This window comes from Ilumatobacter sp., from assembly GCF_965215205.1.
Taxonomy (GTDB): Bacteria; Actinomycetota; Acidimicrobiia; order Acidimicrobiales; family Ilumatobacteraceae; genus Ilumatobacter_A.
Genome location: NZ_OZ244049.1, coordinates 3936343 through 3950224, shown reverse-complemented (window position 1 = coordinate 3950224; position 13882 = coordinate 3936343). Strand labels below are relative to the sequence as shown.

The following is a 13882-nucleotide window of genomic DNA, read 5'->3' as shown; positions in this document are numbered from 1 at the left end:
GACGTCGCCGCCGTCGCGACGCGCTCGTCGGCCGCCTCGGCCCCCGCTCCCGTCGATCAGCGACGGGAGCGCCTGAGCGATCGCACGACCGTCGCGAGGCCGTCGATCTCGGCGCCGTCGCGCCGGAGGCGGTCGAGGTCGGCGAGCGCTCGCCCGCCGTGGCCGCGCCGGTGGCTCGCGGCGGCTCGTTCGAGGACGGCACGCCGACGGATGGCCTCCGCGGTGCGTGGCAGGCGCAGCGCATCGCGGAACGCCGCGGCGGCATCCGCGTCGCGAGCGAGCCCGGTGAGGGCGACGCCACGCTCGATCGCCAGCAGCGCGGTCGTGTCGTCGATCGCACCGACCCCCTCGGTCAGCTCGACGACGTCGTCGTGGTCACCGAGCCGGCGCCGGACCGCGGCGAGGCGGAGGGCGACGTGGGACCAGCGCTCGAGCGGTTCGAGCTCCTCGGCAGCGCCGAGGAGGTCGCCGGCCGCCTCCCGGAGCTCGGCGCGCAGCACGCCGGGTGCCTCGGGTCGCAGACCGCTGCGGGCGAGCACCCCCGGGGCGAGCGACAGCAGCACGCGCACGACGAGGTGGTCGCGCGCGAACGCCACCGCGCCGTCGGTGAGATCGTCGACGCGACGGCGCCGGTCGTCGTCGCCACCGTCACCGCCGTGCGCACCGCCCCCGTCGCGATCCGCGTCGTCGTCGACCCGGCGCCTCCCGCCGCGCTCGTCACCACCGTCGCTCTCGTCGGCGCCGGCGCGTCGATCGTGCGGCCCGGACGCCAGCAGGGAAGCGACGAGGCGCGCGACCGAGGCGAGATCGTCGCCCCCTCCGTCGCTCGCGCCACCGCCGCCGACCGAGGCGAGCACCGCCCGAGGGTCACGGGTCGCGATGGCGTCGAGCAGACGACGTTCGGCGGTGCTCGCCGCGATCGCCGTCGGGATCCGTTCGCGCCCCTGCCGAACCCGACCGGGCGCGCCTGCGGCGCGACGCTGGCGGTCCCGCTCCGAGCGGATCGACGCCGCGGTCTCGACCGTCGCCGACGACGCGCGGCGCGACCACGACAGCACGATCTCACCGTCGACGAGCGCGATCGAGGGATCGACGACCGTGACGCCGACGTCGGGCGCGACCCGCACCGTGGAACCGACCACCGAGACGCTCCCTCCGCCGACGACGGATCCGTCAGCGGACGTGGAAGTCGCCGGGGTCGGGGTCGTGGGTCATCGCCCAGTAGTCGACGAGCCGCCACGGCATGATCGCAACGACCCGGCCGGCCTCGTTGCGGTACCAGTTGCGCATCCCCTCGTGCGTCCAGATCAGCTCGTCGTGGGCCGCGTCGAGGCGGCGGGTGTACTCCCGCGTCGGTCCCTCGCGCACCTCCATCGACCGGACCCCGTCGCGCAGCATGGTCGCCAGGCAGCCCGTGATGTAGCGGGCGTGGCACTCGGCCTGGAAGATCGCGCTGCCGCCGTGGCCGAGCCCGGTCGTCGGGCCCTGCATCAGGAACAGGTTCGGGAACCCGGGCACCGTGATCCCGAGGTGCGCGGTCGGGTCGTCGTCGGCCCACTCGTCGGCCAGGTCGACGCCGCCGCGCCCGACGATCCCGAAGCGCGACAGCATCTGGAACACCTCGAAGCCGGTCGCGTAGACGATCACGTCGACCTCGGTCAGCCGCCCGGTCGAGTCGACGACGCCGGACGGCGCGATCCGCTCGACATCGTCGACGATCAGCTCGACGTCCGGCCTGGTCATCGTCTCGAACCAGCCGCCGTCGAGCAGGATGCGCTTGCCGTACGGCGGGTAGTCCGGCATGCACTTGTCGATCAGCTCGGGATCGTCGCCGATCACCTCGACGATGTGGTCGGCCATCTCCTGGCGGTGGCGGTCGTTGGTCTTGTTGACCGCCCGGTCCGGGTGCGCCCAGTCCGGGTCCTTGCGCAGGTAGGGGAGCAGGCCGTCGCCGTAGCGCCACAGCATCGTGAAGCGGTACCAGGCGGCGTACGGGGCCAGGTTCTCGAACAGCCACTGCGACCCCGCCGGGATCTCGTCGTGGTACCGCGGGATCGGTCGCGCCCACTGCGCGGAGCGCTGGAAGACGGTGAGCTGCTCGACGCGCTCGGCGATCGTGGTGACGATCTGCATCGACGAGGCCCCGGTGCCGACGACCGCGACCCGCCGCCCGGTGACGTCGAGGTCGTCGGGCCAGTGCGAGGAGTGGAACGAGCGGCCCGAGAAGTCGTCCATCCCCGCGATGGTCGGCGGCCGGGGCACGTTGAGCTGACCGATCGCCGAGATCAGCACGCGCACCTCGCGGCGCTCGGTCCCCGACGGGGTCCGCAGCTCGACCGACCACATCGCGCGCTCGTCGTCCCAGCGCGCTCCGGCCAGCTCGGTCTCGAACTCGACGTGGGGGGTCACCTCGCAGTGCTCGGCCGTGCGGCGCAGGTAGTCCTGCAGCTCGGGCTGCGGCGCGAAGAAGCGCGTCCACCGGTTCGGCGGGGCGAAGGAGAACGAGTAGGCGTGGTTGGGGGTGTCGACGCCCGCGCCCGGGTAGCGGTTGTCGCGCCACACCCCGCCCACCGAGCTGCCCTTCTCGACGATGGTGTAGTCGAGGCCCATCCTCGACAGGCGCGCGCCGATCGCGATCCCGCTCGCCCCGGCGCCGACGACGAGGATGCTCAGCTCGCCCGGATCGGCGGCCGGGTCGTCGGGGACCGCGACGTCGCGCGAGGTGAACCCCATCTCCTCGCGCATCATCGGCGCGTACTCCGGGGGGACGTCCTGGCCGAGGCAGACGCCCATCATCTCGACCATCAGCTCGTCGCCGGGATCCTCGATCGCAGGGGGCATCGCGTGGAGCCGGACCGCCGCGTCGCGGATCTCGTCGGCGACGTCGTCGGGGAGCCCGGCGTCCTCGGGCGGCACGAGGCGCACGTCGCGCTCGGGCCGGTACGGCGCACGCAGCCACCTCGGGTCGCCGCTGAGCTGGAACACGCACATCAGCAGGACGCGCAGGTCGGCGTCGCGCACCGCCTCGGCGATCGTCATCTCCGCGGCGTGGGCGCGCTCGGCTCCGTCACCGGCCGTCGCGCCCACCCGATCGTCCACGTCGCTCACCCCCCGAGCTTCGCCGCCCGACGCGCCCCGTGTCGACTCCTCGCCACGCCGACCCCCGCCGCGGCTCGGCCGCTGGTCGCGCCGACCCGCCTCGCCGATCCCCGCGACGACGCGCGGTCGCAGGTCGGCGCGCTCGGCGTCGTACGGTCGTCTCCGTGGGACTCGACCCGGCGCCACGACGCGCCTGCGTCCGCGACGAGGCGCGGCGATGACCGGCAGGCTCGCCGGGCGCGTCGCCGTGGTCGTGGGAGCGGGCCAGACGCCCGGCGCGAACATCGGCAACGGGCGTGCGACGGCGATCACCTTCGCCCGCGAGGGAGCGAGCCTGGTGCTCGTCGACCGCGACGTGGGGCGCGCCGAGGACACCGCAGCAGCGATCGCCGACGAGATCGGGAGCGGATCGGCCGGCCGGGACGCTCGCGCCGCGGTCGCCGTCGGTGTCGACATCACCGACGACGACGGCCCCGATCGCCTCGTCGCGGTCGCGCTCGAGGCGTTCGGTCGGATCGACGTGCTGCACAACAACGTCGGCGTCGGCGTCGGCGCCGGCGACGGCCCTCCCCACCACCTGAGCGACGACGCGTACGACCGGATCATGGACGTCAACCTCCGTTCCATGTGGCGCACCTGCCGGGCGGCCGTCCCGGTGCTGCGCGACTCCGAGCACGGAGCGATCGTCAACGTGTCGTCGCTCGCCGCCGTCGCGTCGGCCGGGAACCTGACGGCGTACAAGCTGTCGAAGGCCGGGGTCAACGCGCTGACGCAGAACCTCGCGCTGACGAACGCGAAGTACGGGGTGCGGGCGAACGCGATCATGCCCGGCTTCGTCGACACGCCGATGGGGGTCGACTCCGCGGCCGAGCAGCTCGGCGTCGACCGCGACGAGTACGCGGATCGGCGCGCCCGGATGGTCCCCCTCGGGCGGCAGGGATCCGCGTGGGACGTGGCGAACGCCGCGCTCTTCCTCGCCTCCGACGACGCGGCGTGGATCACCGGCGTCGTCCTCCCCGTCGACGGCGGGCAATCGTCCAAGCTCGGGTGAGCGGCTCCGCCCGGATCACCCGCGGCCACGGGGGAGCTGCGAGGGTGGCGCGATGGATCTCGAGCTCCACGGTCGCCACGTCCTGATCACCGGGGGGTCCAGGGGGATCGGGCGGGCGTGCGCCGAGGCGTTCGCCGCCGAGGGCTGCTCGCTCGCGCTCGCCGCGCGCACCGCCGCGGATCTCGACGCCGCCGCCGAGGGCCTGCGCGAGCGGCACGGGGTGACGGTCACCACCCACCCGGGGGACCTGTCGTCCCCCGACGACCAGGTCGCGCTCGTGGACGCGGTGGGGTCCGTCGACGTGGTGGTCAACAACGCCGGCGCGATCCCGCCCGGCGACCTCGGCGCGCTCGACGACGAGGCGCTGCGGGAGAGCTGGGAGCTGAAGGTGTTCGGCTACGTCAACCTCTGCCGGTCGATCGTCCCGCGGATGGTCGAGCGGGGCTCCGGTGTGATCGTCAACGTGATCGGGGCGGCGGCGGTGCGACCGCAGCGGTCGTACATCGCCGGCGGGATGGGCAACGCGGCGTTGGTGGCGCTGACCCGGGCGCTCGGTGCCCGTTCGCTGCGCGACGGCGTGCGCGTGGTCGGCGTCAACCCGGGACTCGTCGTCACGGACCGGATGATCGACCTCCTGCGAGCGAGCGCGCAGGAGCGCTTCCGCGACCCCGAGCGGTGGGAGGAGCTCGTGCCGTCCGATCCCGCCCCGGGTCGGCCCGAGCAGATCGCCGACGTCGTCGCGTTCCTCGCCTCGCCGCGCGCCGGGCACGTCAGCGGGACGACGCTCACCCTCGACGGTGGTGCCTCGGCGCGCTGAGCGCCCACCCGTCAACCGCCGGGCGGACCGCCACGGGGTCGATGAGCGCTGCGGACGGTGCTCGGGGGCCGTGAGCGCCGTGAGGAGCGAACGCGCGACGTGGTGCCGTCGCGCGCTCCGAGGAGCGCGAACGCCGGTCGTGGCAGATCTTGTGACCCGGTCGGACCGGGTGTACGTTTCGACGGCGGTCGCCCGGCGGGTGACGAGCGCGCCGGGGTCACGTCTCGACGACGAGTTCACGTCGCGTTCACGAACCCACTCCCCGGGAACGACCGTGCTCCCGCCATCCTCCCTTCGGCCCACATCGCCCCCTTCGACGAGACGAGTCCGCATGCCCCCGACGTCCCCCGCCCGATCGCGATCTCGCATCGCCTCGGCCAGCGCCATCGCCCTCGCCGGCCTCGCCGCGTCGGCCACGGTCCTCGTGCCCGCCTCGGGCGCGTCCGCCGCGTCCGACGACCTGATCATCTCCGAGTACATCGAGGGGTCGTCGTTCAACAAGGCGATCGAGATCTACAACGGCACCGGCGCGCCGGTCGATCTCGGAGCCGGCGGCTACCAGCTCGAGCTGTACAGCAACGGCGCGGCGAGCCCGAACAACACCAACGAGCTGTCCGGCGTCATCGCCGAGGGTGACGTGTACGTGATCGCGAACTCCGGTGCGGGTGCGGCGATCCTGGCCGAGGCCGACGCCACCGGGAGCGCCGTCAACTTCAACGGCGACGACGCGCTCGTGCTGCGCGCCGGTGACGGCTCCGTCGTCGACTCGTTCGGCCAGGTCGGGATCGACCCCGGATCGGAGTGGACCGGCGGCGGCCTCAACGACACCCTGCAGCGGTTCGCCTCCGTGTGCTCCGGCGACACCGACCCGAGCGACGCGTTCGACGCCTCGCTCGAGTGGGCCGTGCTGCCCGAGGACACCTCCAGCGGCCTCGGCTCGCACAGCGCCGACTGCGGTGACGGCACCGGTGGCGGCGGCGGCGACGCCATCGTGCTGATCAACGAGGTCGACGCCGACCAGGACGGCACCGACTCGGCCGAGTTCGTCGAGCTCCACGACGGAGGCGTCGGCGGCACCGACCTGAGCGACACGACCCTCGTCTTCTTCAACGGCAGCAACGACCTCGCCTACGAGGCGTTCGACCTCGACGGTCTCAGCACCGACGCCGACGGCTACTTCGTGCTGTGCGGCGACTCGGCGAACGTCGAGGGCTGCGACCTCGACGTGTCCCCGGACACCAACCTCGTCCAGAACGGAGCGGACGCCGTCGCGCTCTACTCCGGCGACGTCGCCGAGGGCTCGGGCATCACCACCGAGGGCCTCCTCGACGCCGTCGTGTACGACACGAACGACGCCGACGATCCCGAGCTCCTGGTCCTGCTCGACGCCGGGCAGCCGCAGGTGAACGAGGACGCGGGGGGCGACTCCGAGGGGGAGTCGATCCAGCGCTGCCCGAACGGGAGCGGAGGTGCGCGCGTCACCGATACCTACGCCACCTGGGCACCCACGCCCGGCGCCGCCAACACCTGCACCCCGCCCCCGCCCCCGCCGCCGCCCGCGCTGACGTGCGACTCCGACACGGCGATCACGCTCGTGTCCGCCGTGCAGGGCACCGGACCCACGACGCCGCTGGCCGGCCAGACGGTCACCGTGGAGGCCGTCGTCACCGCCGACCTCACCGACGGCCTGAACGGGTTCTACGTCCAGGAGGAGCCCTCCGACAGCGACGGCGACCCCCTCAGCTCCGAAGGCCTGTTCGTGTTCGGCAGCGACCTCCCCGACGGCGTCGTCGTCGGTGACACGGTGCGCGTGCAGGGCACCGCCACCGAGTACACCTCGAGCGGCTCGTCGCTCACCCAGCTCGGCTTCGCCACCGTCGTCGGCTGCGGTCCGTCGGACGAGACGATCACCCCCACCGTCGTGACCCTGCCGCTCGAGAGCGAGGACGCCCTCGAGGCCGTCGAGGGGATGCTCGTGACCCTGCCGCAGGACCTCACCATCGTCGAGTACTTCAACTACGACCGCTTCGGCGAGGTCGTCGTGTCATCGCAGCGCGACCTGACGCCGACGGCGGAGTTCGAGCCCGGACCGGAGGCGATCGCCGCCCTCGAGGCGTACGAGCGTGACCGCATCACGATCGACGACGGCCGCTCGACGCAGAACCCCGACCCGGCCATCCACCCCGGCAACGGCGAGGAGTTCACCCTCGACAACCGCTTCCGCGGCGGCGACCTCATCACCGGGATCACCGGTGTGATCGACGAGACCTTCGGCGCCTACCGGCTGCAGCCGACGGAGTACGGGACCTTCACGGTCACCAACCCCCGTCCCGAGGCACCCGACGACGTCGGGGGCGACATCACGGTGGCCTCGTTCAACGTGTTGAACTACTTCACCACCCTCGACACGGGAGCGGAGATCTGCGGTCCGCAGGTCGACGCCGACTGCCGTGGGGCCGACACCGCCGAGGAGCTCGACCGCCAGCGGGCGAAGATCGTCTCGGCGCTCGTGGCGATCGACGCGGACGTCTTCGGCCTGATCGAGATCGAGAACGACCCCGAGGACGCGGCGGTCGCCGACCTCGTCGCGAGCCTCAACGCCGTCGTGGGCGAGGGCACCTACGCCGCGATCCAGACCGGCACGATCGGGACCGACGCGATCAAGGTGGCGCTCGTCTACGACACGACGACCGTCGCTCCGGTCGGCGAGCCCGCGATCCTCGACCAGTCGGTCGACCCCCGCTTCCTCGACGAGAAGAACCGGCCCGCCCTCGCGCAGACGTTCGAGGACCTGTCGACCGGCGGTGTCGTGACGGTCACCGTCAACCACCTGAAGTCGAAGGGCTCGAGCTGCGACGACGTCGGCGACCCCGACTCCGGTGACGGCAGCGGCAACTGCGACGGCGTGCGCACCGCGGCCGCCGAGGCGCTCGTCGACTGGCTCGCGACCGATCCGACCGGCAGCGGCGACCCGGACCACCTGATCATCGGCGACCTCAACGCCTACGACCAGGAGGATCCGATCGACGCGATCCGCGAAGGCGCCGACGACGTCCTCGGCACCGACGACGACTACGTCGACCTGGTCCGCCTGTTCGAGGGGGAGGACGCCTACTCGTACGTGTTCGACGGCCTCATCGGCTACCTCGACCACGCGCTGGCGAACCTGTCGCTCGTCGACCAGGTGACGGGCACGACGGTGTGGCACATCAACGCCGACGAGCCCGACATCTTGGACTACGACACCTCGTTCAAGCGCGACGCGCAGGACGCGCTCTTCGAGCCGAACCCGTACCGCTCGTCGGATCACGACCCGGTCATCGTCGGGCTCGACCTGTGCGATTCGATCGCGCCGACGTTCGACGAGCTGTCGGTGACGCCGTCGGTGCTGGGCCCGCCGAACGGCAAGTACGTCGACGTGCAGGCGACCGTGGTGGTCAGCGACGACTCCGACCCGGCTCCGGTGCTCGAGCTGGTGTCCGTCGAGTCGAGCGACGCCGACGACGGGCGCGGCGACGGCGCCACCGCCGACGACATCGTGATCGTCGACGACACGACGTTCCGCCTCCGGGCGGAGCGCTCGGGCGGCTCCGACGGCCGGACGTACACGATCACCTACGTGGTGACCGACTCGTGCGGCAACTCCGCCACGGCCTCGACCACGGTCGAGGTGGAGCCGAACCGGGGCAACCCGAACCCGGGCAGGCCGAACCGGTGAGCCATCCGACGGCCCGCTGACCGCCGTCCACCCGGTCGGACCCCGACCTCTCGACGACGCCCCGGTGCGATCCGCGCCGGGGCGTCGTCGCGCCCGGGCGTCCGTCGCCGTGAGCCGTGCGGACGGCCCGCGGGGTGTCAGGATCGACGCTCCCGTGGTGTTGTGGAGATGATGGACCCGCTCCCCGACGATCGCTTCGCCGAGCTCTTCCGGGGCCACCACGCGCGCCTGGTCGCGCTCGCCCGGCGCGTGCTCGGGGATCTCGACGAGGCGCAGGACGCCGCTCAGGAGGCCCTGCTCGCGCTGCGGACCGATCCCGTCGCGTCGCGCGGCGACGACGACGTCGCCGCGTGGCTCTCGCGCGTCGTGACCAACGGATCCCTCAACCGGTTGCGGACCCGTCGCCGGGCCGACGCGCGAGCCCAGATCGTCGGCGCGCGCGATCGTGCTCTCCCGCTCGACGCCACCGCGGACGCCGTGGTCGGCGCCGACGAGCGCGAGCGGGTCCGAGCGAGCCTCGCTTCCCTCCCCGAACGCCAGGCGGCGGCCCTGCTCCTGCGCCACACGGGCCACTCCTACCGGGAGATCGCGGGAGCCCTCGGCGTGGCCGAGGGGTCGGTCGGCGTGCTGCTCGCGCGTGGGGAGCGAGCGTTCCGGGGCGCCTACGAGGAGATGGACCGATGATCGACTGCGCGGACTCGACGATGCTGCGGACCCACCTCGACCACCCCGACGAGCGGGTCGAGGCGCACCTCGACGGGTGCGCGACGTGCAGCGGGCTGATGCGCTCGGTCGCCGCGGACTCCGGCGTCGCGCACCGGGCGATCGCGATGCTCGACCACGAACGCGCGCAGGCGAGCGATGCGCCGTCGTCGGGAGGTGCGCGGGTGGACACCGAGGCGGCGCTCGCGACCGCGCTCGCGACGGTGGGCGGTCGCGATCGCGGACGCTCCCGCCCGCCGGGCGACGGTGCCCTCTCGGCGGCGCGGCGACACCGTGCGCGCCGCTCGGCGCGACGTGCGGTGGTGGTGGCCGCCGCTGCGGTCGTCGCGTTCGCCGCGGCCGCGACGCCGATCGGCCGTGACCTCGCCGCGGAGGCGCTCGACGGGTTCCGCGGCGACCGCATCGAGGTGATCGCCGTCGACGCGGATGCGTGGGCGGAGCTGCTCGGTGACGCCGGCTCGGACGGGACGCTCGCCGAGCTCGGTGAGATCGACGTCGGCGGTCTCGGCGAGCCGCGCCGCGTCGCCGACCTCGCCGCCGCCGCCGCCGTGGCCGGGATCGCCCCGCCGCGGCTCTCCGTCGTGCCCGAGGTCGTCCGGGCGGCGCCGCCGGGCACCGCCCGGCTGATCCTCGACGCCGCCGGCGGAGCAGGGGTGCCCGACGAGCTCGACGGCGCCGCCCTCGTCGTCGACGTCCCCGGTGTGATCGTCAGCACCGTGGCGGTTCCCGACGCGACGTCGACCACCCGCACGCCGGTGGTCGTCGCGCGTGCCGGGCGGGTCGAGGCCCGCGCGGAGGGGGCGGAGCTCGGCGACCTGCGCGACTTCCTGCTCGGGCGCGACGAGCTCCCCCCGGCCCTGCGCGCGCAGCTGGCCGACATCGACGACTGGCGGGCGACCCTTCCGCTGCCCGTGCCCGCGGACGCCGTGGGGTGGGAGGAGGTGCGCGTCGGGGGCCGCCGGGCGATCGCGTTCGGCGACGACACCGGACTGGGCGCGCTCGTCGTGCGCGAGGATCCCGACGGCGTGACGGTCGTGGGCGGCCCGATCGCGGTCGGCGCCGCCCTCGATCTGGCGGCGCGGCTGTGACGGGGCGTGCGCCGTCCGCATCGCCCGTGCGGCCGGGGCGCGACGTGGCGGTCGATCCGGTCGTGGTCACCGGGCTGGGCAAGGCCTACGGGCGACGCGTCGCGCTCGACGGGGTCGACCTGCACGTCGGCCCCGGCGAGGTCGTCGGCCTGCTCGGCCCCAACGGAGCCGGCAAGACCACCCTCGTGTCGACGCTGCTCGGCCTCGTCCACCACGACGTCGGGACGGCTCGCGTGCTCGGACGACCGGCGGGGGACCCGACGGCGCGCCGGGCGGTCGGCTACCTGCCGGAGCGCTTCGAGCACCCGGGGTGGCTCGAGGGACGTCAGGTCCTCGTCACCCACGCCCGGTTGCTCGGCCTGGCGAACGACGGCCGCGCCGCGGCCGCCGACGACGCGCTGCGGCGGGTCGGGCTCGCCGGGCGGGGCGACGAGCGGGTGGAGGGGTACTCGAAGGGGATGCAGCAGCGCCTCGGGCTCGCCGCGGCGGTGCTCGGACGGCCCGAGCTGGTGGTGCTCGACGAGCCGACCTCGGCGCTCGACCCGATCGGCCGACGCGAGGTGCGCGACGTCATCCGTGGGCTGCGCGATCGGGGGACGGCCGTGCTGCTCAACTCCCACCTGCTCGGCGAGGTCGAGCAGGTGTGCGACCGGGTGGTCATCATCGACCGAGGGCGCGTCGTGCGATCGGGCACCATCGCCGACCTGGCCTCCGGGGCCGAGGTGCGCCTCACCCTCGACCACCTCGACGAGGACGCCGTCGCGGTGCTCCAGGGCTTCGGGCGGATCACGGCGCACGACGGCGACACCGTCCTGCTCAGCCTCGACGACGTGGCCGGGTCCTCGGCGCTGGTGACGGCGCTCGTGCGGCGCGGCCACGGGGTCCGGGCGCTCGTGCCGCTGCAGCGGAGCCTGGAAGACGTCTTCGTCGACCTCGTGGCGGCGTCGGGTGAGAGCGCGGACGCTCCGTGACGATCGTCCTGCTCACGCTGCGCGAGGCGGCGAACCGACGGGTGCTGCTCGTCGGATCGGTCATCAGCGCCGCGTTCCTCGCGCTCTTCTGGATCGGGTTCTCGGTCGGCTTCACCTCCACGGTCGAGGACCCGGCCGACCCGACGTCGCCCGAGGCGGCCGCGACGATCATGACCGTCCTCGGGCTCTACGCCGTCCAGTTCCTCGCCGCGTTCACGGCGATCCTGCTCGCGAGCGGGGCGGTCGCCCCCGAGATCGAGAGCGGGCGCCTCCACGCGATCCTCGCGCGCCCGATCTCGCGGACGTCGTGGCTGGCGCAGCGGGCGGGGACGTTCGCCGCCGTCTCGGCGACCTACGTCGTCGTGATGTCGACGGCCGTGCTGGCGATCGCCTCGATGGTGGCCGGCTACTCGCCGGTCGGCCCCGGGCGCGGGTTGGCGCTCCTCGCGCTCGAGGTCGTCGTGCTCGTCGCCCTCGGCACGGCGCTGTCCGTGCGGTTGTCGGCGCTCGCCGCCGGGATCGTCGTGGTCGCGATGCACGCAGCGGCGTGGATCGGCGGGATCATGGAGCTCGTCGGGGGTGTGCTCGACAACGCCGTGCTGGAGCGCATCGGGGTCGCGGTCAGCCTCGTCATCCCGTCCGACGCCCTGTGGCGCGCGGGGTCGTACCACCTCCAGTCCCCGGCGTTCCTCGCCGCGTCGAGCGTGCAGGAGGACGTCGCCAACCCCTTCGGCGGCTCGGTGCCGCCCAGCGTGGCGTTCGTGCTGTGGTCGCTCGCGTACGTCGGCGTCTGGGCGGTGCTGGCCGACCGTTGGTTCCGACGTCGCGACCTGTGAGCCCGACGCGCCGGAGCCGCCGGTGCGCGCCCGCCGCGTCAGGGGCGGCGGCGGTGACCGAGCACGGCCATCGTGGTGGCGACGGCGAGCATCGCGAGCGATGCCACGAGACCGACCGTGGTCACCGCGTGGGGCATCGTGTCCGAGGTGCCGATGTTGCCGACGCCGATCCCGACCGGTACGTCGCCGGCGCGCGCGAACGTCGTCGCCCACAGCCACAGCGCGATCCCCAGGCCGCCGGCGGCGAGGCCGAGCCCGTAGGTGCGCACGGACAGGAACCCGGCGATCCCGGCCATCGCGATCGCTCCGAGCTGGACCAGGCGCGCCACGAAGAACTCACGTGGCAGCACCCCGGTGCCCAGGTTGACGTCGACGGGCGCCCCGCCGAGCGGGATCAGCGGACCGGCCGCCACCAGCGCGGTCGACAGCGCCCCGATCGCCGCGATCCACGGGTTCAGCCCGCCGCGGCCGCCGGTCCCCGCCATCCGCAGCGACGCGAGGAAGACGACGACGCCGACCACTCCGATGCCGGCGACGAGGAACCACCCGATGTCCCGGGTGATCGAGAGGGTGAAGCCGCTCACGTCGATGCCGGCCGTGCGCGTGATGCGTCGGGCTCCGTCGATCGGGACCTCGGCGAGGCCGAGCGCCACGGCGGCCCACCCGAACGTCGCGAGGCCGCTGCCGCCGGCGATCCCGGCTCCCCAGCGGAACCCGAAGCAGCTGGCCAGCCCGCCCGCCAGCATCAGCGTCGTCCCGACGACCCCGGCGAGGGCCAGGTTGGAGCCGATGTCGTCGATCGAGCGGAGCCCGACCGAGATGCCGTCGACGGGTCGGCTGGTGCGGATGTCGAACACGTCGGCTGCGATCAGCATCACCGACGCGACGAGGGCGAGGAGCGCGAGGACGAACGACGCCCGGAGTCGGAACCCCTCGCGTGCCGGGGGCGCGTGCTGCCCGACCTCGTGGGCGCCGTCGAACACCGCGGCGGGCATCTGCGACGTGGTGTCGTCGTCGCCGGTGCGCGACATCTGACCGGTCGCCGCCGCGCCGGTCGCCGGGGACGTGACGTCGGTGCCGGTGCCGGTGCCGGTGTCGGTGCCGGTGTCGGTGGTCGGGCGGGCGGCGGCGTGCCCGGGCGGGAGGGTGGCCGGTCCCGTCGCGAGGGCGATGAGGTCGTCGCGCGCGACGATCGTGCTCCGGCGGTCGATCGCCCCCGGCTCGGGGGACGGGTCGGCACCATCGGAGGTCGCCTCCCCCGGCTCGGGGGACGGAGCGGCACCATCGGAGGTCGCCTCCCCCGGCGCCGGGTCGACCACGTCGTCGTCGTCGGTGGACTCGTCCCCGACGGTGGAGGTGCCCTCGTCGTCGGGGTCGATCGCGTCGAGGGGGAGCGTCGGGTCGGTCACCCCGCGCAGCGACTCGCCGCACTCGTGGCAGAACCGCTGGCCCTCGCCGACCGCGACGTTGCAGACGTGGCACCGCATGTCGGCATGGTACGAGGTCGATGTCGGCCCGACGTGCCGTCGTGATCACGGCCGCTCGGACCGGCCGGGCGTCGGTGGCGGGCCGCCCGACG

General features: G+C 73.9%; 10 protein-coding genes. 7 read left to right on the top strand and 3 right to left on the bottom strand.

Features of this window, described 5'->3' with window-relative positions:
- Nucleotides 1–56: 56 nt before the first annotated feature.
- On the bottom strand, nucleotides 57–1142 hold the full coding sequence (locus tag ACOOHC_RS18570; protein WP_420451852.1) for a hypothetical protein: 1086 nt from the start codon (nucleotides 1140–1142) through the stop codon (nucleotides 57–59).
- 31 nt (nucleotides 1143–1173) lie between these two features.
- The gene (locus ACOOHC_RS18565) at nucleotides 1174–3108 is read right to left on the bottom strand and encodes a flavin-containing monooxygenase (RefSeq protein ID WP_420451851.1); all 1935 of its coding nucleotides are present in this window, start codon (nucleotides 3106–3108) and stop codon (nucleotides 1174–1176) included.
- Between the two features lie 208 nt (nucleotides 3109–3316).
- Between ACOOHC_RS18565 and ACOOHC_RS18560 the strand changes: the two genes are divergently transcribed.
- The 7 genes from ACOOHC_RS18560 (at nucleotide 3317) to ACOOHC_RS18530 (ending at nucleotide 12303) form a co-directional block, all read left to right on the top strand.
- Nucleotides 3317–4150 (top strand): SDR family NAD(P)-dependent oxidoreductase, encoded by an 834-nt coding sequence (locus ACOOHC_RS18560; protein WP_420451850.1) that lies wholly within the window; start codon nucleotides 3317–3319, stop codon nucleotides 4148–4150.
- A 52-nt stretch (nucleotides 4151–4202) separates the two neighbouring features.
- Nucleotides 4203–4967 (top strand): short-chain dehydrogenase/reductase, encoded by a 765-nt coding sequence (locus ACOOHC_RS18555; protein ID WP_420451849.1) that lies wholly within the window; start codon nucleotides 4203–4205, stop codon nucleotides 4965–4967.
- Nucleotides 4968–5298: 331 nt separating this feature from the next.
- Nucleotides 5299–8685 (top strand): ExeM/NucH family extracellular endonuclease, encoded by a 3387-nt coding sequence (locus tag ACOOHC_RS18550; protein WP_420451848.1) that lies wholly within the window; start codon nucleotides 5299–5301, stop codon nucleotides 8683–8685.
- A 168-nt stretch (nucleotides 8686–8853) separates the two neighbouring features.
- On the top strand, nucleotides 8854–9369 hold the full coding sequence (locus ACOOHC_RS18545; protein ID WP_420451847.1) for a sigma-70 family RNA polymerase sigma factor: 516 nt from the start codon (nucleotides 8854–8856) through the stop codon (nucleotides 9367–9369).
- The gene (locus ACOOHC_RS18540) at nucleotides 9366–10496 is read left to right on the top strand and encodes a hypothetical protein (RefSeq protein WP_420451846.1); all 1131 of its coding nucleotides are present in this window, start codon (nucleotides 9366–9368) and stop codon (nucleotides 10494–10496) included. Before ACOOHC_RS18545 ends, ACOOHC_RS18540 begins: the two co-directional genes overlap by 4 nt.
- Before the next feature lie 44 nt (nucleotides 10497–10540).
- Complete coding sequence (locus ACOOHC_RS18535) at nucleotides 10541–11467, top strand: ATP-binding cassette domain-containing protein (protein WP_420451845.1); 927 nt, start codon at nucleotides 10541–10543, stop codon at nucleotides 11465–11467.
- Nucleotides 11464–12303: a hypothetical protein gene (locus tag ACOOHC_RS18530; protein ID WP_420451844.1), complete on the top strand. Its 840-nt coding sequence runs from the start codon at nucleotides 11464–11466 to the stop codon at nucleotides 12301–12303. Before ACOOHC_RS18535 ends, ACOOHC_RS18530 begins: the two co-directional genes overlap by 4 nt.
- A 38-nt stretch (nucleotides 12304–12341) precedes the next feature.
- On the opposite strand, the gene ACOOHC_RS18525 is transcribed toward ACOOHC_RS18530, so the two are convergent.
- Nucleotides 12342–13790, bottom strand: a complete 1449-nt coding sequence (locus tag ACOOHC_RS18525; RefSeq protein ID WP_420451843.1) for a hypothetical protein — start codon at nucleotides 13788–13790, stop codon at nucleotides 12342–12344.
- Nucleotides 13791–13882: the final 92 nt, after the last annotated feature.

Excerpts from the sequence above, each read along its gene's own strand:
- ACOOHC_RS18545 (WP_420451847.1), top strand. The coding sequence starts at position 8,854 with ATGATGGACCCGCTCCCCGACGATCGCTTCGCCGAGCTCTTCCGGGGC.
- ACOOHC_RS18550 (WP_420451848.1), top strand. The coding sequence starts at position 5,299 with ATGCCCCCGACGTCCCCCGCCCGATCGCGATCTCGCATCGCCTCGGCC.
- ACOOHC_RS18555 (WP_420451849.1), top strand. The coding sequence starts at position 4,203 with ATGGATCTCGAGCTCCACGGTCGCCACGTCCTGATCACCGGGGGGTCC.
- ACOOHC_RS18540 (WP_420451846.1), top strand. The coding sequence starts at position 9,366 with ATGATCGACTGCGCGGACTCGACGATGCTGCGGACCCACCTCGACCAC.
- ACOOHC_RS18525 (WP_420451843.1), bottom strand. The coding sequence starts at position 13,790 with ATGCGGTGCCACGTCTGCAACGTCGCGGTCGGCGAGGGCCAGCGGTTC.
- ACOOHC_RS18560 (WP_420451850.1), top strand. The coding sequence starts at position 3,317 with ATGACCGGCAGGCTCGCCGGGCGCGTCGCCGTGGTCGTGGGAGCGGGC.